Here is an 18437-nt window from a genome sequence, read left to right on the forward strand (position 1 = left end):
CGTGCGAACCGTCTTTCTGACGGGGAGAGTTGGGGCCAAGGCGTTTGAAGTGTCTCTCTGTGGGCATGTCGACAAAACGCTGAAGTGACCTCACTGGCTGCGGTATACCAGGTGTACGCGGGTTCCGGGTGGTGCGACGATGGTTTTTATGGGGGACAGGACAACTCTGTTGGAGACAGGGCGGTTTGTGCAGCGACACCAAGAGCACGCTGTTGACACCGTGGACACCGCCGAGGCCGAGTACGAGGCGCGGCACCGGAGCGCCGCCGAGAACGGCGACACCGAGGCCATGAGCGTGCTCGGTTCGCTGCTGCTGCGCCGCGGCGACCTCGACGGCGCCGAGCCCTACCTGCGCGCCGCGACCGCCGACGGCGACCGCGCCGCCGCCAACAACCTGGGAGTCCTCCTCCACCAGCGCGGGTACGCCGACGAGGCGGCCGGCTGGTGGCGCATCGCCGCCGTGGCCGGCTCCGCGGCCGCCGCGCACGCGCTCGGCCGCCACTACCGCGAGCGCGGTGACGAGCCCGCAGCGGAGTACTGGCTGCGCCAGTCCGCCGAGCAGGGGCACGCGCTGGGGGCGTACGCCCTCGCCGACCTCCTGGAGCACCGCAGCGACGTGGGCGCCGAGCGCTGGCTGCGCGCCGCCGCCGAGCAGGGGCACCGCGAGGCGGCGTACCGCCTCGCCCGCACCCTGGACCGCCGCGCCACCGCGGAGGCGCACGCCGGCGCGGCCGACTCCGGCACGGTGCCGGGCGGCACGGACCCGCGTACGGGCGCGGGCGGGCCGCACGCGGGTACGGCTCCCGCCACCGGCCGCACGGACCTCCGCCGGCCCGGCGGCCCCGACACCGGAGCCGCCCTGGGCACCGGCTTCCTCGACTTCGGCACCGGCACCCGCCTCCCCGGCACCGGCACCCGCCTCCCCGGCACCGGCACCCGCCTCCCCGGCACCGGCAGGCCCAGCCACGGGCACCCCGGCGCGGGGCCGTCCGGTACGGGCACCCGGCACGCCGTGAGCGGCGCCGGGGAACTCGACCCCGCCGTCGAGGCCGAGCAGTGGTACCGGCAGGCCGCCGCGCGCGGGCACCGGCGCGCCGCCCTGCACCTCGGCGCCATCCTGGAGGAGCGCGGCGAGCTCAAGGAGGCCGGGCGCTGGTACCTGACCTCCGCAAAGGACGGCGAGCCCCGGGCCGCCTGCGCGCTGGGCTTCCTGCTGCGCGACGCGGGCGACGAGGACAGCGCCGCCGTGTGGTGGCTGCGCGCTGCCCAGGACGGTGACGGCAACGCCGCCAACGCACTGGGCGCCCTGCACGCCGCCCGCGGTGAGCAGCAGACCGCCGAGCGGTGGTACCGCGCGGCCCTGGACGCCGGTGACGTGAACGGGGCGTACAACCTCGGGCTGCTGTGCGCCGCCCAGGGCCGTACCGCCCAGGCCGACCAGTGGTACCGCCGCGCCGCCTACACGGGCCACCGCGAGGCCGCCAACGCACTCGCCATCCTGCTGCTCCAGGGCGGCGACGCGGCCGGCGCCGAGCCGTGGTTCTCCAAGGCCGCCGAGGCCGGCAGCGTCGACGCCGCCTTCAACCTCGGCATCCTCTACGCGGGTCGCGACGACGACCGTACGGCCTTCGTCTGGTACGAGCGCGCGGCCGCCGCCGGGCACACGGAGGCCGCACTCCAGGTCGGCATCGCCCTGCTGCGGGACGGCGAGGAGCAGGAGGCCGAGCGCCATCTGCGCTGCGCCGCGGGCGGCGGCAGCGCCGAAGCGGCCTTCCGCCTCGCCACGCTGCTCGACTGCCGGCAGCCCCCCGCGGGCCCGCCCGCCCTCGGCGAGGCGCTGAACGAGAAGTCCGAGTGCGAGGAGTGGTACGAGCGGGCCGCCGAGCAGGGTCACCGCCGCGCCCAGGTGCGCGTCGGCATGCTCGCCGCGGGCCGCGGCGACCTGGAGGGCGCCGCGCGCTGGTACCGGGAGGCCGCCGAGGCGGGCAGCCGCAACGGCGCCTTCAACCTCGGACTGCTGCTCGCCCGCGAGGGCAGCGAGCCGGAGGCCGCCCTGTGGTGGTCGCGCGCCGCGCACGCCGGTCACGGCCGCGCCGCGCTGCGCCTCGCGCTGCTCGCCGCCCGCCACGGCGAGCTGGACGAGGGCGAGCGGTGGTGCGCGCGGGCGGTGGAGCTCGGGCCCGCCGAGGTCGCCGAGCGCGCGGCGCGGCTGCGTGAGGCGCTGCACCAGGAACTCACCGCCTAGCCGGGCCCGGCCGGACGGGGGGCGGATCGTTTCACCACCTCGCGCGGCCGCCTCGCACGGGAACGGATTTGCGCTGGTCGGCGGGGCGACGTACAGTCGTGTTTACCGACGCGGGGTGGAGCAGCTCGGTAGCTCGCTGGGCTCATAACCCAGAGGTCGCAGGTTCAAATCCTGTCCCCGCTACTGAAGAGGTAGCCGAAGGCCCGGATCTCGAAAGAGATCCGGGCCTTCGTCGTACGTCGTGCACGGGCGCACCGGGCATGCGCGGGCGCACGCGTGAACGGCCGAAGGGCCCGGCACCGGATTCCGGTGCCGGGCCCTTCGTGCGCCGGTGTCAGGCGGAGGCGCAGTTGGGGCAGGTGCCCCGGTAGGTGACCTCTACGTCCGAGATGGTGAAGCCGAAGCGCTCCGAGTCCGGCAGATCCGTGAGCGGATTGCCCGTCGGGTGCACGTCCCGGATGGCGCCGCACTGCGCGCACACCAGGTGCTGGTGCGGCCGGTGCGCGTTCGGGTCGTACCGCTTCGCCCGGCGGTCCGTGGACACCTCGACCACTTCACCGAGGGACACCATCTCGCCCAGGGTGTTGTAGACGGTCGCCCGGGAGATCTCCGGCAGCCTGGCCACAGCGCGCGCGTGCACCTCGTCGGCGGTGAGGTGGATGTGGTCCCCGTCGAGGACTTCGGCCACGACGCGCCGCTGAGCAGTCATACGCCAGCCGCGTCCGCGCAGTCGTTCCAACAGGTCACTCATGAGGTCCAGCCTAACAGTGGTGGGACCCAGGTCCCGAACGGGTGTGACTTTGGATGTTTGCTTGACTTAGACAAAGTCCATTGTAGGATCGACAACGGCAAACGCCAAGGGACAGGACTTGCAGGTATGACGCAGGAGGCGCACGTGACGCAGGGACCGCTCACTACGGAGGCCGGCGCGCCGGTAGCCGACAACCAGAACAGTGAGACCGCGGGCGTCGGGGGTCCGGTCCTGGTTCAGGATCAGGCGCTGCTCGAAAAGCTCGCGCACTTCAACCGTGAGCGCATACCGGAGCGTGTCGTGCACGCGCGCGGCGCCGGCGCGTACGGCACCTTCACGGTGACCCGCGACGTCTCGCAGTGGACGCGTGCGAAGTTCCTTTCCGAGGTCGGCAAGCAGACCGAGACCTTCCTGCGCTTCTCGACGGTCGCGGGCAACCTCGGCTCCGCGGACGCCGTGCGCGACCCCCGTGGCTTCGCGCTGAAGTTCTACACGGAGGAGGGGAACTACGACCTCGTCGGGAACAACACGCCCGTCTTCTTCATCAAGGACGCCATCAAGTTCCCCGACTTCATCCACACCCAGAAGCGCGACCCGTACACCGGTTCGCAGGAAGCCGACAACGTGTGGGACTTCTGGGGCCTGAGCCCCGAGTCGACGCACCAGGTGACCTGGCTGTTCGGTGACCGCGGCATCCCGGCGACGCTGCGCCACATGAACGGGTACGGCTCGCACACGTACCAGTGGAACAACGAGGCCGGCGAGGTCTTCTGGGTCAAGTACCACTTCAAGACCGACCAGGGCATCAAGAACCTCACCACCGACGAGGCCAACCGCCTCTCCGGCGTCGACCCGGACTCGCACCAGCGCGACCTGCGCGAGGCCATCGAGCGCGGTGAGTTCCCGTCCTGGACCGTGCAGGTGCAGATCATGCCGGCGGCCGAGGCGGCGACGTACCGCTTCAACCCGTTCGACCTGACCAAGGTCTGGCCGCACGCGGACTACCCGCCGATCGAGATCGGCAAGCTGGAGCTCAACCGCAACCCGCAGAACATCTTCGCCGAGGTCGAGCAGTCGATCTTCAGCCCCGCGCACTTCGTGCCGGGCATCGGCCCCTCGCCCGACAAGATGCTCCAGGGCCGTCTCTTCGCGTACGGCGACGCCCACCGCTACCGCGTCGGCATCAACGCCGACCACCTGCCGGTGAACCGCCCGCACGCCACCGAGGCGCGGACCAACTCCCGTGACGGCTACCTGTACGACGGCCGCCACAACGGCGCGAAGAACTACGAGCCCAACAGCTTCGGCGGCCCCTTCCAGACGGACAAGCCGCTGTGGCAGCCCGTCCCGGTCGAGGGCGCCACGGGCAACCACGAGGCTCCGCGCCACGCCGAGGACGACGACTTCGTCCAGGCGGGCAACCTCTACCGCCTGATGTCCGAGGACGAGAAGGGCCGTCTCGTCGACAACCTGGCCCAGTTCATCTCCAAGGTGTCGCGCGACGACATCGCGGAGCGCGCGATCAACAACTTCCGTCAGGCCGACGGTGACTTCGGCAAGCGGCTGGAAGCCGCGGTCCAGGCCCTGCGCGGCTAGTACGGACCGCTTGTCGTAGGCGGAGGGCCGGATTCCCCGAGGGGGATCCGGCCCTCTCGCGTACTCGGCTGGTCGGCTGCTCAGCTCGCCAGCGCGGCCGGTTGCGGCTGCTTCCGGGCCGGTGCCCAGCAGCGGATGATGTCGCGTACGGAGACGACGCCCACGGGGCCGTTGCCGTCCAGCACGATCAGGTGCCGGAAGCCGCCGTGCGCCATGGCCTGCGCGGCCTCCTCCAGCGTCCAGGAGGGTGCGGCGAAGACGACGTCGGTGGTGGTGTGGGTGCCGGCCGTTTCGAGGTCGGGGTCCTGGCCCGACCCGACGGAGACGAGGATGTCGCGTTCGGTCAGGATGCCGAGTCCGTCGGCGTCGGTGTCGAGGACGACGGCCGCCCCGACGCGGCGCTCCGCCATCAGCCGGGCTGCCTGGCGGAGTGTGTGGGCGGGACCGATGGTGAGGACCACCGTGCTCATGGCGTCACGGACGAGCATGAAGGAGCCACCTCCTGGGTGAAGCGGACCCACGACTTGTGAGAAACGATTCACAAGTTCACAAGTGGGGGGTTCCCAGAGTGGCAGCCGGGCGGGGCGGCAACAAGAGGGCGTGGGAGGGCGGGACGCGCGGTCACCCGCCTCCGCACGCCGGTTCCGTGAGGGCCGTGGGGGCTGTGAGGGCCGTGACGAAGTACGCCAGGGGCCGTACTTCCCTGCGGGCGAGCTACCCGCGGAGGTAGCCCAGCATCTTCTCGTGGAGCAGGCCGTTGGACGCCGCCGCGTTGCCGCCGTGGGGCCCCGTCACACCGTCGAGGCTGGTGAAGACACCACCCGCCTCCTGGACGATGATCGCGTTCGCGGCCATGTCCCAGAGCGAGAGCTCCGGCTCCGCGCAGATGTCCACCGCCCCCTCGGCGACCATCATGTACGGCCAGAAATCGCCGTACCCGCGCGTCCGCCAGCAGTCGCGGGTCAGGTCCAGGAAGCCGTCGAGGCGCCCCTGCTCCTCCCAGCCGCTGAGCGAGGAGTACGCGAAGGACGCGTTCTCGATCCGGTCGACCTTGGAGACGTGGAGCCGCGTCGCCGAGGTGAGGCTGCGCCCGGTGTACGCGCCGCCGCCCTTCGCCGCCCACCAGCGACGGCCCAGCGCGGGCGCGGACACCACGCCCATCACGGGCTGGAAGCCGTTCTCACCGGCCTCCATGAGCGAGATCAGCGTCGCCCAGACCGGCACGCCGCGCACGTAGTTCTTGGTGCCGTCGATCGGATCGACCACCCAGCGGCGCGGGCCCGAGCCCTGCAGCCCGTACTCCTCGCCCAGGACGGCGTCGCGCGGCCTGCCGCGGTGCAGGTGGCTGCGGATCAGCTCCTCGGCGGCCTTGTCGGCCTCCGTCACCGGAGTCATGTCCGGCTTGGTCTCGACCTTGAGATCCAGAGCCTTGAAGCGCTCCATCGTCGTGGCGTCCGCGGCGTCCGCGAGGACATGGGCGAAGCGCAGATCATCGTGATAGTCGGGCATGACCGAACAGTATCGACCACGTTCTCCGCAAACCACACGGTCCCGGAGTGCGGGCGTGCTCCCCTGCCCGTACGCGGCGGCGCGCGGGCCATGGACAGTGCCCGGCGGCGCGCCGGCCCTGGGCGGGCCGGGTCTCAGTGGGCCGAGCCCGAGAGCTGGAGTCCGATGACGCCGACGATCACCAGCGAGATCGAGACGAGCTTCAGGGTCGAGACCACATCGCCGAGGAAGACCATCCCGTAGATCGCGGTGCCCGCGGCCCCGATACCGGTCCACACCGCGTACGCGGGCCCCACGTCGAGCTTCTTCAGCGCGAGCGTCAGCAGCCCGAAACTGCCCAGCGCGAACGCGGCGAAGGCGATCGTGGGCCACAGCCGGGTGAAGCCGTGGGACAGCTTCAGGCACACCGCGAAGCCGGTCTCCAGGAGCCCCGCCACCATCACCAGCAGCCACGCCATGGCCGGTTCCTCCCGCGTCGGTGACCGCTTCGTCGCGCTTGGTGCGAGTATGCCCTTACCGGGGGCCGGCAGGGGCAAACGCGGCGCGTCCGGTCAGTCGCCCTCGCGCCGCTCCCGCGTCGCCAGCAGCCGCCGCAGCGAGTCCAGCCTGGCCGGATCGGCGTGACCGTCGGCCACCCACTGGTCCAGTGCGCACTCCGGTTCGTCGTGGCTGCAGCCGCGCGGACAGCCCTCCGTCCCCGGTTCCAGGTCCGGGAAGGCGAGGATGACGCGCGACGGGTCCACGTGGTTCAGCCCGAAGGACCGGACGCCGGGCGTGTCGATCACCCAGCCGCGCACGCCCGTGAGCGGCAGGGCGAGCGCCGAGGTGGTGGTGTGCCGGCCGCGGCCCGTGACCGCGTTGACATGACCGGTCGTACGCCGCCGCTCCTCCGGTACGAGCGTGTTGACCAGGGTGGTCTTGCCGACGCCCGAGTGGCCCACGAACGCCGTCACCTTGTCCTCCAGGTGCTTGCGGACCAGTTCGGTCGCCGCCCCGCTCTCCAGCTCCTCGCGGCTGGTCACGAGGTACGGGACGCCGAGAGGACGGTAGGAGGCCAGCAGCTGGTCCGCCGGCGCCAGGTCCGACTTGGTCAGCACCAGGAGCGGGTCCAGCCCGGCGTCGTACGCCGCCACCAGGCAGCGGTCGATCATGCGCGGGCGCGGCTCGGGGTCGGCCAGGGCCGTGACGATCGCCAGCTGGTCGGCGTTGGCGACGACCACCCGCTCGAACGGATCGTCGTCGTCGGCGGTACGGCGCAGCACCGAGCGGCGCGGTTCGACGCGGACGATGCGGGCCAGGGTGTCCTTGTCGCCCGTCAGGTCGCCGACGATGGCGACCCGGTCGCCCACGACGACGGACTTGCGGCCCAGCTCGCGGGCCTTCATCGCGACCACCGTGCGGTCCTCGACGAGGCAGGTGATGCGGCCCCGGTCGACGGTCAGGACGAAGCCCTCGACGGCGTCCTCGTGCTTGGGGCGGGTGTGGGTGCGAGGCCGGTTGCCCTTGCGGTTGGGGCGGATCCGGATGTCGTCCTCGTCGGGGTTCTTGCCGTAGCGGCGCATGTCGTCAGGCCCCGTCAGTTTCCGTCGAGCATTCCGGTCCACATCTGCGGGAAGTCGGGCAGTGTCTTGGCGGTGGTCGCCACGTTCTCGATCAGCACGTCCTTGACCGCGAGACCGATGATCGCGCCCGCGGTCGCCATGCGGTGGTCGTGGTACGTGTGGAAGGTCCCGCCGTGCAGGCGGCGCGGCCGGATGCGCAGGCCGTCCTCGGTCTCGGTGACATCGCCGCCGAGCGCGTTGATCTCCCGGGTGAGGGCGGCCAGCCGGTCGGTCTCGTGCAGCCGCAGATGTGCGACACCGCGCAGTACGGACTCGGAGTCGGCCAGGGCTGCGACCGCCGCGATGCCCGGCGTGAGCTCGCCGACGTCACCGAGGTCCACGTCGATGCCGTGGACCGTGCCGGTGCCGGTGAAGGTCAGGCCCTGCTCGGTGAGCTCGCAGGAGCCGCCCATCGCGGTGAAGATCTCGCGCAGCGCGTCGCCCGGCTGGGTGGTGCGCTCGGGCCAGTCGGGGATGGTGACCCGGCCGCCGGTGATCAGGGCGGCGGCGAGGAACGGCTGCGCGTTGGAGAGGTCGGGCTCGACGGTCAGGTCGCGGCCGAGCAGGGCACCGGGGGAGACCCGCCACACGTTGGGCTCGCCGCCGGACTCGGGGGTGTCCACCTGGGCGCCGACCGCGCGCAGCATGTCGACGGTCATCAGGATGTGCGGCATGGAGGGGAGGGTGGCGCCGGTGTGGCGCACCTCCACGCCCTGGTTGAAGTGCGGGGCGGAGAGCAGGAGCGCGCTGACGAACTGCGAGGACGAGGACGCGTCGATCTCGACCGGGCCGCCGTCCAGCGCGCCGTTGCCGTGCACGGTCAGCGGGAGCGCGCCGCGGCCGTCGTCGTCGATACGGGCGCCGAGGGTGCGCAGCGCGTCGATGACGGCGCCGAGCGGGCGTTCGTACGAACGGGGGTCGCCGTCGAAACGGACGGGGCCGTCGGCGAGCGCCGCGACGGGCGGCAGGAAGCGCATCACGGTGCCCGCGTTGCCGACGTCGACCGTGGCCGGGCCGTGCAGCCCCGCAGGGATCACGCGCCAGGCCTCGCCGGAGCCGTCGAGCTCACCCGTGGCGGACGAGCTGGACGACACGGTCTCCTCGATGCCGACGCCCATCGCGCGCAGCGCGTCGGCCATCAGCAGGGTGTCGCGGGAGCGCAGCGGGCGGCGCAGCCAGCCGGGCTCGGCGGCGAGGGAGGCCAGGACGAGAGCGCGGTTGGTGACCGATTTCGATCCGGGCACGGTGACGGTCGCGTCGACGGCTTCGCCGGTGTGGGGTGCGGGCCAGAGGGCGGGGTGCACGGAGCTTTCGGTCATGGCCTTCACTTTAATGGCTCGCGGCGGGCCCGGATCTTGATCAAATGCCCCGAAACCGGGGCGTAACTCGATGGTGTGGTGCGCCGGCGGTGCGTGACGGCCCGTGGTCGCGGCCACCCCGGCCGCGGTTACAGGCCGAGCAGCCAGCGCCCGCCGCCCAGCAGGGCGCAGACCGACACCGTGTGGAAGAAGAGCAGCCACACCACGGCCGGTACGTGCGTGAGCCGCGACAGCTGGTCGGCGTCCGAGTCGGGGGCACCGCCGTGACGGCGCTTGGACTGGAGCTCGAAGGCGGGACGGACACCGCCGACGAGCATGAACCAGACGGCGGCGTACGCGAAGGCGGCCTGGACCTCCGGGGCCGTGAGCCAGGAGACGAGGAGGAAGGCGGCGCCGGTGACGATCACGGTCAGGGCGCCGTACGCGTTGCGGATCATCACCAGCATCGCCAGCAGCAGGGCCGTCGCTATCCAGAGGAAGAGCGTGATGCGGTCCGCGGCGAGCAGCCAGGCGCCGCCGAGGCCCAGGAGGGAGGGCGCGGTGTAGCCGGCGGCGGCCGTCAGGATCATGCCGATGCCGGTCGGCCTGCCCCGGCTCACGGTCAGGCCGCTCGTGTCGGAGTGGAGGCGGATGCCGTCGAGGCTGCGGCCCGTGAGCAGGGCGATCAGGCCGTGGCCGCCCTCGTGGGCGATGGTGATGGCGTTGCGCGACAGGCGCCACACGGGACGCGGGACGACGACGGCCAGGGCGAGGAGGGCCGCGGCCGCCACGAGCCACTGGCCCGGATCGGGCTGCGTACCGGAGAGGCGGTCCCACAGATCGCCGAGAGGAGTGGTGTCCATGGTCAGGGCGGCTCCTTGAAGTCGGGAAGTCGGGAAGTCGTGGCAGTGTGGCATCTATGTGCGGACGGTATGCAGCGAGCCGGAGTGCCGAGGAACTCGCCGGGCTCTTCGATGTGCAGAAGTGGGAGCCCGAGGAGACGCTCGCCCCGGACTGGAACGTGGCTCCGACGAAGGAGGTCCACGCGGTACTGGAGCGCCCTGTGAAGGACGCGGGCGACGAGCGTCCGGTTCGGCAGTTGAGGAAGCTGAAATGGGGGCTCGTGCCCTCGTGGGCGAAGTCGCCCGACGGCGGGGCCCGGATGATCAACGCGCGGGCGGAGACGGTGCACGAGAAGCCGTCGTTCCGGCGGCCGTTCGTCTCCCGGCGCTGCATCCTCCCCGCCGACGGTTACTACGAGTGGGTCACCGGCGTGGACGAGCGGCAGCTGGAGGAGCAGGGGAAGAAGAAGCGGCCGCGGAAGCAGCCGTACTTCGTGACCCCGGCGGACGGGTCGGTCATGGCGCTGGCCGGGCTGTACGAGTTCTGGCGCGACCGGACGCTGCCGGACGACCACCCGCAGGCGTGGTGGGCGACGTGCTCGGTCATCACCACCGAGGCGGAGACGTCGCCGCTGGCGGTCGCGCCGGCCTCCGGACCGGGCTCGCTGGCCGACATCCACCCCCGGATGCCGCTGATGCTGACGCCGGACCGGTGGGACGCGTGGCTGGATCCGGCCCGTAGGGACGTCGAGGACGTACGGGCGCTGCTGGCTCCGCCGCCGGGCGGGCTGATGCGGGCGTATCCGGTGAGCACGGCGGTGAGCAACGTGCGCAACAACGGTCCGGAGCTGCTGGAGGAGCTGGCGGCCCCGGAGGAGGAAACGCTGTTCTGAGGCGGCACGGGGAGCGGGCAGGATGGGGCATGTGACACGGAGCGAGACGGTGGAGACGGCGGCCGGCGAGGCCCGGATCACCTGGGCCGAGGCCGAGGCGCCGTGGATCGTCCTGGCCGTGAGCCACGGCGCCGGGGGCGGCATCGAGGCGCGGGACCTCCAGGGGCTCGCGGCCGCGCTGCCCGCGCGCGGGGTGAGCGTCGCCCTGGTGGAGCAGCCCTGGCGGGTGGCCGGGAAGAAGCTCGCGCCCGCTCCCAGGACCCTGGACGCCGGGTGGCGCGGGCTGTGGCCCGCCCTGGAGAAGCCCGGACTGCCGGTCGTCTCCGGCGGGCGCAGCGCCGGGGCGCGCGTCGCGTGCCGGACCGCCGCCGGACTGGGCGCGCGCGCCGTACTCGCGCTGAGCTTCCCGCTCCACCCTCCCGGCCGCCCCGAGAAGTCCCGGGCGGAGGAACTTCTGGGCGCCGGGGTCCCCACTCTGGTCGTACAGGGGGGAAACGATCCCTTCGGGAAGCCCGGTGAGTTCCCGGACGGGGCGTACGACCTGGTGGAAGTGGCGTACGCAGACCACGGGTTCGCCGTGCCGAAGAAGGCCGGGACCACCGGCGGACAGGTCGTGGAAGTGATCACGGACGCCGTCGGGAGCTGGATCGGCGGGCTCCGGGAATGATCTGCGCGCGACCTCTGTTGTTCCGTGCGTCGACATACACCGCACGTACGTGGAGAGGGAGTCCGTCGCATGGGATCGACTATCTGCCCGAGCCGCTCGAACACCGCTGACCTGGAGTGGACGGTGCTCACCGCGGCCAAGGCCGCCCCTCGCCGGGCGGCGGACGGGCAGGATCGTCGTCTATCCTCCGTTTCGAGCGGGTCCGCATTCGGCCCCGCCACGGCGTTGGAGGAGGTGGGTCCGGTCACTGGGACCGACACAGGGACCGACGACGGCCAGGCGGCGGAGGAGAGCACCGCCGAGCGCAACGCGCGCTTCGAGCGCGACGCGCTGGGTTTCCTCGACCAGATGTACTCGGCCGCGCTGCGCATGACGCGCAATCCGGCCGACGCGGAGGACCTGGTGCAGGAGACGTACGCCAAGGCGTACGGGTCATTCCACCAGTTCCGTGAGGGTACGAATCTGAAGGCGTGGCTTTACCGCATTCTGACGAACACCTTCATCAACACGTACCGGAAGAAGCAGCGCGAACCGCAGCGCAGCGGCGCCGAGGAGATCGAGGACTGGCAGCTCGCGCGCGCCGAGTCGCACATGTCGACGGGCCTGCGCTCCGCCGAGTCGCAGGCGCTCGACCACCTGCCCGACTCGGACGTCAAGTCCGCGCTGCAGGCGATCCCCGAGGAATTCCGCATCGCGGTCTACCTCGCGGATGTAGAGGGCTTTGCGTACAAGGAGATCGCGGACATCATGGGAACACCCATCGGCACAGTGATGTCCCGGCTGCACCGGGGCCGCCGTCAGCTGCGCGGCATGCTCGAGGACTACGCGCGTGACCGCGGGCTGGTCCCGGCGGGCGCCGGGGAGTCGAACGACGGGAAAGGTTCGGGCTCATGAGCTGCGGAGAGCCGCACGAGACTGATTGCTCTGAGGTCCTGGATCATCTCTACGAGTTCCTCGACCACGAGATGCCGGACAGCGACTGCACCAAGTTCGAGGTGCACTTCGGGGAGTGCTCCCCGTGCCTGGAGAAGTACGGCCTGGAGCAGGCCGTCAAGAAGCTGGTGAAGCGCTGCTGCGGCAGTGACGACGTACCGGCCGACCTGCGGGCCAAGGTCATGGGGCGCATCGATCTGATCCGGTCGGGGCAGGCCGTGCCCGAGCAGGACGTGACGGCCACGACGTCCGCCGACCTGCCGGCCGCCGCCAACGAGGCGTAGCCTCCGCCCTGCCCCGGCCCGGCCGGGCTCCCGCCTCACAAGCGGCTGATTATCACTCGAAGGTGCTAATCAGCCGCTTCGTCGTCTCCGGCTCCGCTCAACTCGCTAGCGTGACGCACGCATTGTGGCGGGCGGACCCGGGACAACAGGAGCGAGGCTGGTGAGAGCCCTTTCGATGGCGGCGCGTGCGTACATCCTGTGTGCGCTGCTGGCGGCCGCCTGCTGCGCGCTCCCCGCCCTGCGGCCCGGCGCCGGCGTCCCCTGGGTCACCGCCGCACTGCTCGCCGTGCTCCACGCCGCCTGCGAACTGCTCGGGCGCCGGCCGTTCCTCGTCAGCGCGCTGCGGGCCGGCGCGGGGACCTTCTTCCCCGTGCTGCTCGCCGCCGTACTGCTGCTGCCGCCGCCGGCCGCCGCCCTCGTCGCCGTGCCCGGGGCCCTCGTCGGCCGTGTCGAGCGGCGCCCGCGCGCCGTGCGGCGGGCCTGGCGGGCGGCGCAGCTCGCGCTCGCCGCGTGGTCCGCGGCCCATGTCTGCACGTTCCTCGGCGGCGGTGCGTCGCTGGGCGGGGCGGCCGGGCCGACGCCCGATTTCCCGTACGTCCTGCTGCCCGCCGGGGCCGCCGTCCTCACCTTCTGCCTGGTCCTGTCCGCCCTCGACGGCGGCATCCTCGCCACCGCCGAGAGGCTGCCCGTGCGCGCCGCCTGGCGCGGGCTGCTGCTGCGCTCCCTGGCACCGCACGGTGTGCAGGGGCTCGCCGGGCTGATGACGGCGGTGCTCTGGCGCAGTTCGTACGGGCCGCTCGCCGCGCTCTTCGTCCTGCTGCCGATGTACATCTCCTGCTGGGTCTTCGCGCAGTACCACCGCGAGCGCGCCGCCCACCAGGCCACCATCCGCGCCCTCGTGCAGGCGGTCGACATCAAGGACCGGTACACGCGCGGGCACAGCGAACGCGTCGGCCGCGCGTCCGTGATGATCGCCCGCGAGCTCGGCATGGACGAGGCCCGCGTCGAGGTCCTGCGGTTCGCCGGCATCCTGCACGACGTCGGCAAGCTCGGCGTCCCGACGCGGCTGCTCCGCAAGGACGGGCCGCTCACCCCAGAGGAACGCCGCGTCATCGAGCTGCATCCCGAGTACGGGCACGAGATGGTCCGCGGCATCGGCTTCCTCGGGGAGGCGCGGGCGGCGATCCTGCACCATCACGAGCGGCTCGACGGCAGCGGCTATCCCTACGGCCTCGCGGGCGGCCGGATCCCGGAGTTCGCGCGGATCGTCGCCGTCGCGGACGCCTTCGACGCGATGACGTCGACGCGCTCGTACCGGCGGGCGCGGCCGGTGGGGGCCGCCCTGCGGGAGCTCGACCGGTGCGCGGGCACGCAGTTCGACCCGCTGATGGTGACTGCGCTGACCCGGGCGCTGGCCCGCCACGGCTGGCACCACCGGGTCACTTCGGACGAACAGTCCGGCCCCGGAGGAAACGTCCCGCCACCGCCCACGGACGGCGTGTCCTCCACCCCCGCCCCGGGCGGGGATCCGGCGTCCACTGTCGTCGCCGCGCCCCGCCACGACCCCGGCCGGCCCGCGTGAGCGCCGTCCCGGCCGCCGGGCCCGAGGGGTGTCCCGCGGAGCGTGCCGCATGAGGGGGCGGCGCGGGGCCGCGCGGCCGGCGCCCGCCCTCGGGCTCGTGTACGGCGCCGCCGCCGCGCTCACCGTCTACGCCCTCGGCGACACCCTCTGGTACGGCGTCACCGAACCCGGCGTCGCCCTCGCCTTCGGCGCGCTCATCACCCTCGGGGAGCTCTCCCGCTGGGGCGTACGGGGCGGCCCCTCCGCCCTGCCCGCCGAGCGCGAACCCGCCCCGCTCGGCGCCGCCGGAGCCCTCGCCTACGCCCTGCTCGGGCAGAACGCCGGACAGCCCACCGTCCACGGCGTCCTCCAAGTCGTCGCCGTCGTGGTCGCCGCCGCCCTCGCCGGCGCGGTACCGCACGTCGCCGCAGGCCACGGGCACGCTCTCGACCACGTCGCCCGCCGTGTCCTCACCGTCGCGTTCGCCGCCGTCTGCTTCCAGCCGCTCTACAACTGCGGCCTGTGGGAGAAGTGGGCCGGCCGCGGCCCGTACCACGCGCTCTTCCTCCTGCTGCTCCTCGTCCTCACCGCCCTCTGCGACGCCGTCCTCGCCGCCGTCATGGCCCGCGCCCGCACCGGTTACCCGTACGGGCCGCTCCTGCGCGACGAGCTGCGGGCGCTCCTCGGGATCGGCTCCGCGGTCTGCGCCACCGGCGCCGTCATGGCGCTCGGCGTCGCCGTCACCGGGCTGTGGGCACTGCCCGTCTTCTGCGTGCCCCTGCTGCTCACCCAGCTGTCCTTCCGCCGGTACGCCGCCGTCCGCACGACGTACCGCCAGACCATCGCCTCGCTCGCCCGCGCCACCGAGATCGCCGGCTGCACCCCGCAGGGCCACGCCCACCGCGTCGCGCTGCTCAGCCGCGCGGTGGGTCGTGAGCTGGGGCTTTCCGAGCCCGACCTCACCGTCCTGGAGTACGCCGCCCTGATGCACGACATCGGACAGCTCTCCCTCCTCGACCCGGTCCCGGCCGGGGCCACCGCCTCCCTCCCGCCCGCCGAACAGCGCCGCATCGCGCTCCTGGGCGGAGCCGTCGTACGCCAGACGGGAGTCCCCGCCGAGGTCGCGGTGGTCGTCGAGCGGCAGGCCGACCCGTACCGGGAGCAGCCGCTGCCCGCCCGCATCGTCCGCGCCGTCAATGCATACGACGATTTCTCGGGGGAAAGCGGAGGGGGACTGGGCGGGCCGCTCAGTGCCCTGGAACGGCTGCGCCTCGGCACCTGCCGCGACTATCAGCCCGAGGTCGTGGAATCCCTGGCGCGTGTTCTGTCCCGGGGCGGTCCGGCCCTGTCCCCACCGGGGTAACCCATGGGTAATGAGCGGCCCTGTGACCCGGCATGGTTGGATGCCAAGAAGAGGAAGAAGAGGGTGTCCGGGGGGCACTGGACCTTCAACGACCGGCAGGCGGGACAGGCGGGAATCGTGAAGATCTTCGGGAAGGTACGGCACAGGCCGTCCGCCTCGTGGCGGCAGGCCACCGACCGCGCGTTCACGCTGATCGGCGACGGTCGGTACGAGGACGCGGGAGCGCTGCTGACGCGCGCGGCGGACCTCGAACCCTGGCTGTCGGAGTCCTGGTTCAACCTCGCGCTGCTGCACAAGTTCCGGCACGACTGGGAGCAGGCACGCTCCGCCGGCCTGCGCGCCGTCGCGCTCCTCGACCGGGAGACCGGCGCTCCCGACTGGTGGAACGTCGGCATCGCGGCCACCGCCCTCCAGGACTGGCCGCTGGCCCGCCGCGCCTGGCAGGCGTACGGCCTGAAGGTGCCCGGCGAGCCCACCGAGAGCGGCGAGCCCCACGGCATGGAGCTGGGCAGCGCCGCCGTCCGCCTCTCGCCGGAGGGCGAGGCCGAGGTGGTGTGGGGCCGCAGGCTCGACCCGGCCCGGATAGAGGTGCTCTCGATCCCGCTGCCGTCCTCCGGGCGCCGCTGGGGCGAGGTCGTCCTGCACGACGGCGTACCGCACGGCGAGCGCGTCACCGCCGCGGGACCGTCCTTCCCCGTCTTCGACGAGATCGAGCTGTGGGCGCCCTCGCCCGTACCCACCTGGGTGGTCCTCCTGGAGGCCGCCACCGAGTCCGACCGGGACGCCCTGGAGCGCCTCGCCGCCGACGCGGGGTTCGCCGCCGAGGACTGGTCGTCGTCCGTACGGCTGCTCTGCCGGGCCTGCTCCGAGTCGCAGATGCCCAGCGACGAGGGCGACGGCGAACACCTCGACCCGCACGACCACAGCGAGCCCGGCCACCCGGGACCGCTCGGACACCGCACGGCCGGTGCCGGCGAGCTGTGGCTGCCGGAGCGCGAGTGCGGCATCGCGGCGCCGGCCGGGCTGGTGCGCGGGCTGCTCGACGGGTGGGTCGCCGACAACCCCGACAGCCGCGAGTGGCGGGATCTCGAAGAAGTCTGCTGAGGAGCCGCCGAAGCCTGCCCGTAGGCTGTACGGGCATCGGATTCGGTATTCGGGGTTTTGAGGAAGGCGTACGGCGGACATGGCGCAGCACGAGACGGACCAGCAGGACATCAACGACGGGTTCGTCGTGGACACGGAGAACACCGAGGAGCGCGAGCAGGCGTACCGCGAGCGCGGTACCGCCCGCCCCATCACCGTCGTCGGGAACCCGGTCCTCCACCGGGAGTGCCAGGACGTCACCGAGTTCGACGACAAGCTCGCGGCGCTGATCGACGACATGTTCGCCAGCCAGCGCGCCGCCGAGGGAGTCGGCCTGGCCGCCAACCAGATCGGCGTCGACCTCAAGGTCTTCGTGTACGACTGCCCGGACGACGACGGCGTGCGCCACGTCGGTGTGGTCTGCAACCCGGTCCTGGAGGAGCTTCCGCAGGAGGAGCGCAACCTCGACGAGGCCAACGAGGGCTGCCTGTCCGTCCCGACGGCGTACGCCGAACTGGCCCGCCCCGACTACGCGGTGGTGCGCGGCCAGGACGCCGAGGGCAACCCGATCAAGGTGCGCGGCACCGGTTACTTCGCGCGGTGCCTCCAGCACGAGACGGACCACCTGTACGGCCGCCTCTACATCGACCGCCTGTCGAAGCGCGACCGCAAGGACGCGCTGAAGCAGATGGCGGAGGGCACGCCGCGCTACGAGACCGTCCCGAACGACTGATCTCCCCCGCCGTCGGCGGTGCGGCCGGGCGACTGCCATTGGTCGGACAAATGACCCTGGCAGTCGCCCTGTTGACGTGCGTGCGCGGACGCGTCAGTCTCGGGCGTGCCCCGCTCCCGCGCTCCTCGGTATGGAGGTCCCATGTTCCGGCGTACGGCGAGATCCGTCCTCTGTCTTGTCATGCTCATGGTCGCTGCGTTGGGCGGTACGGTCGCCACCGCGGGCACCGCGCACGCCGACGGCTGCTACACCTGGTCCCGCACCCTCTCCCAGGGCGCCACCGGAGCCGACGTCACCCAGCTCCAGATCCGGCTCGGCGGCTACCCGGGCTACGGCGCGGTGCTCGCCGTCGACGGCGACTACGGCCCCGCCACCACCGCCGCCGTCAAGCGCTTCCAGTCCGCCTACGGGCTCTCCTCGGACGGCGTCGCGGGCCCCGCCACCTTCAGCAAGCTCTACGCCCTCCAGGACGACGACTGCACGCCCGTCCACTTCTCGTACGCCGAGCTCAACAACTGCAACGGCACCTGGTCCGGCGGAGCGGTGAGCGCCGCCACCGCCAAGTCGAACGCCCTGCGCACCATGTGGAAGCTGGAAGCGCTCCGGCACGCCCTCGGAGACCAGTCCATCCGGGTCACCAGCGGCTTCCGCTCCCATGCCTGCAACGACGCGGTGGGCGGGGCGTCGAGCAGCCGTCACCTGTACGGCGACGCCGCCGACCTCGGCGCCGGCCCGCACTCCCTGTGCACGCTGGCCAAGCAGGCCCGCAACCACGGCTTCAACGGCATCCTCGGCCCCGGCTACCCGGGCCACGGCGACCACACGCACCTGGACCACCGCGCGAGCCGCTTCTGGTCCGCTTCCAGCTGCGGCGTCTCCTGACGGTACGGGCTTGCCGCGGAGTCCGCTCCAGCTCCCGGAGTGCGGTCGGTCCACACCGCACCGCACTCACCGGCAGGGGAGCACCACCATGCGCTGCCGTGTCCTCGGCGGCGCCGGCGTCGAGGTGAGTACGCACTGCCTCGGACGGCATCCCGCGCTCGACGGCACCGCGGCCCGCCGTCGGCCGGCCGCGGAC

General features: G+C 72.4%; 18 protein-coding genes and 1 tRNA gene. 12 read left to right on the forward strand and 7 right to left on the reverse strand.

Features of this window, described 5'->3' with window-relative positions; translation table 11 throughout:
* Positions 1–139 precede the first annotated feature (139 nt).
* Both ACWD0Y_RS19590 and ACWD0Y_RS19595 read left to right on the forward strand, forming a co-directional pair.
* Complete coding sequence (locus ACWD0Y_RS19590; protein ID WP_450261590.1) at positions 140–2245, forward strand: sel1 repeat family protein; 2106 nt, start codon at positions 140–142, stop codon at positions 2243–2245.
* Between the two features lie 109 nt (positions 2246–2354).
* A tRNA-Met gene (locus ACWD0Y_RS19595) sits at positions 2355–2428 on the forward strand.
* A 151-nt stretch (positions 2429–2579) separates the two neighbouring features.
* On the opposite strand, the gene ACWD0Y_RS19600 is transcribed toward ACWD0Y_RS19595, so the two are convergent.
* Complete coding sequence (locus ACWD0Y_RS19600) at positions 2580–2996, reverse strand: Fur family transcriptional regulator (RefSeq protein ID WP_450261591.1); 417 nt, start codon at positions 2994–2996, stop codon at positions 2580–2582.
* Between the two features lie 126 nt (positions 2997–3122).
* On the opposite strand from ACWD0Y_RS19600, the gene ACWD0Y_RS19605 reads away from it, so the two are divergent.
* Positions 3123–4592, forward strand: coding sequence for a catalase (locus tag ACWD0Y_RS19605; protein ID WP_450261592.1), 1470 nt, complete (start codon positions 3123–3125; stop codon positions 4590–4592).
* An 80-nt stretch (positions 4593–4672) separates the two neighbouring features.
* On the opposite strand, the gene ACWD0Y_RS19610 is transcribed toward ACWD0Y_RS19605, so the two are convergent.
* The 6 genes from ACWD0Y_RS19610 to ACWD0Y_RS19635 form a co-directional block, all read right to left on the reverse strand.
* Positions 4673–5080: a CBS domain-containing protein gene (locus ACWD0Y_RS19610; RefSeq protein ID WP_450261593.1), complete on the reverse strand. Its 408-nt coding sequence runs from the start codon at positions 5078–5080 to the stop codon at positions 4673–4675.
* A 226-nt stretch (positions 5081–5306) separates the two neighbouring features.
* Positions 5307–6101: a histidinol-phosphatase gene (gene hisN, locus ACWD0Y_RS19615; RefSeq protein WP_450261594.1), complete on the reverse strand. Its 795-nt coding sequence runs from the start codon at positions 6099–6101 to the stop codon at positions 5307–5309.
* A gap of 134 nt (positions 6102–6235) precedes the next feature.
* Positions 6236–6559: a DMT family transporter gene (locus ACWD0Y_RS19620; protein ID WP_450261595.1), complete on the reverse strand. Its 324-nt coding sequence runs from the start codon at positions 6557–6559 to the stop codon at positions 6236–6238.
* A 93-nt stretch (positions 6560–6652) separates the two neighbouring features.
* Positions 6653–7663, reverse strand: coding sequence for a ribosome small subunit-dependent GTPase A (gene rsgA, locus ACWD0Y_RS19625; protein ID WP_450261596.1), 1011 nt, complete (start codon positions 7661–7663; stop codon positions 6653–6655).
* Between the two features lie 14 nt (positions 7664–7677).
* Positions 7678–9021 (reverse strand): 3-phosphoshikimate 1-carboxyvinyltransferase, encoded by a 1344-nt coding sequence (aroA, locus tag ACWD0Y_RS19630; protein WP_450261597.1) that lies wholly within the window; start codon positions 9019–9021, stop codon positions 7678–7680.
* 128 nt (positions 9022–9149) lie between these two features.
* Complete coding sequence (locus tag ACWD0Y_RS19635) at positions 9150–9863, reverse strand: M50 family metallopeptidase (RefSeq protein ID WP_450261598.1); 714 nt, start codon at positions 9861–9863, stop codon at positions 9150–9152.
* A 56-nt stretch (positions 9864–9919) separates the two neighbouring features.
* On the opposite strand from ACWD0Y_RS19635, the gene ACWD0Y_RS19640 reads away from it, so the two are divergent.
* The 9 genes from ACWD0Y_RS19640 to ACWD0Y_RS19680 all read left to right on the forward strand — a co-directional run bounded on the left by ACWD0Y_RS19640 (position 9920) and on the right by ACWD0Y_RS19680 (position 18241).
* Positions 9920–10735, forward strand: coding sequence for an SOS response-associated peptidase (locus ACWD0Y_RS19640; protein WP_450261599.1), 816 nt, complete (start codon positions 9920–9922; stop codon positions 10733–10735).
* 22 nt (positions 10736–10757) lie between these two features.
* Positions 10758–11402: an alpha/beta hydrolase family protein gene (locus ACWD0Y_RS19645; RefSeq protein ID WP_450261600.1), complete on the forward strand. Its 645-nt coding sequence runs from the start codon at positions 10758–10760 to the stop codon at positions 11400–11402.
* A gap of 234 nt (positions 11403–11636) precedes the next feature.
* Positions 11637–12296, forward strand: coding sequence for a sigma-70 family RNA polymerase sigma factor (locus tag ACWD0Y_RS19650; RefSeq protein ID WP_167518243.1), 660 nt, complete (start codon positions 11637–11639; stop codon positions 12294–12296).
* Entirely contained in the window at positions 12293–12619 is a 327-nt protein-coding gene (gene rsrA / locus ACWD0Y_RS19655; RefSeq protein ID WP_093799134.1) for a mycothiol system anti-sigma-R factor, read from the forward strand. Before ACWD0Y_RS19650 ends, rsrA begins: the two co-directional genes overlap by 4 nt.
* Positions 12620–12779: 160 nt before the next feature.
* Positions 12780–14201 (forward strand): HD-GYP domain-containing protein, encoded by a 1422-nt coding sequence (locus ACWD0Y_RS19660; RefSeq protein ID WP_450261601.1) that lies wholly within the window; start codon positions 12780–12782, stop codon positions 14199–14201.
* A 49-nt stretch (positions 14202–14250) separates the two neighbouring features.
* On the forward strand, positions 14251–15543 hold the full coding sequence (locus ACWD0Y_RS19665) for an HD domain-containing protein (protein ID WP_450261602.1): 1293 nt from the start codon (positions 14251–14253) through the stop codon (positions 15541–15543).
* Between the two features lie 117 nt (positions 15544–15660).
* The gene (locus ACWD0Y_RS19670) at positions 15661–16647 is read left to right on the forward strand and encodes a tetratricopeptide repeat protein (RefSeq protein WP_093803323.1); all 987 of its coding nucleotides are present in this window, start codon (positions 15661–15663) and stop codon (positions 16645–16647) included.
* Positions 16648–16726: 79 nt separating this feature from the next.
* A complete protein-coding gene (def, locus tag ACWD0Y_RS19675) occupies positions 16727–17359 on the forward strand; it encodes a peptide deformylase (RefSeq protein WP_450261603.1) in 633 nt (210 codons plus the stop codon).
* A gap of 141 nt (positions 17360–17500) precedes the next feature.
* On the forward strand, positions 17501–18241 hold the full coding sequence (locus ACWD0Y_RS19680; protein WP_450261604.1) for a D-Ala-D-Ala carboxypeptidase family metallohydrolase: 741 nt from the start codon (positions 17501–17503) through the stop codon (positions 18239–18241).
* Positions 18242–18437 lie beyond the last annotated feature (196 nt).

The sequence above is a fragment of the Streptomyces altiplanensis genome, assembly GCF_053591575.1.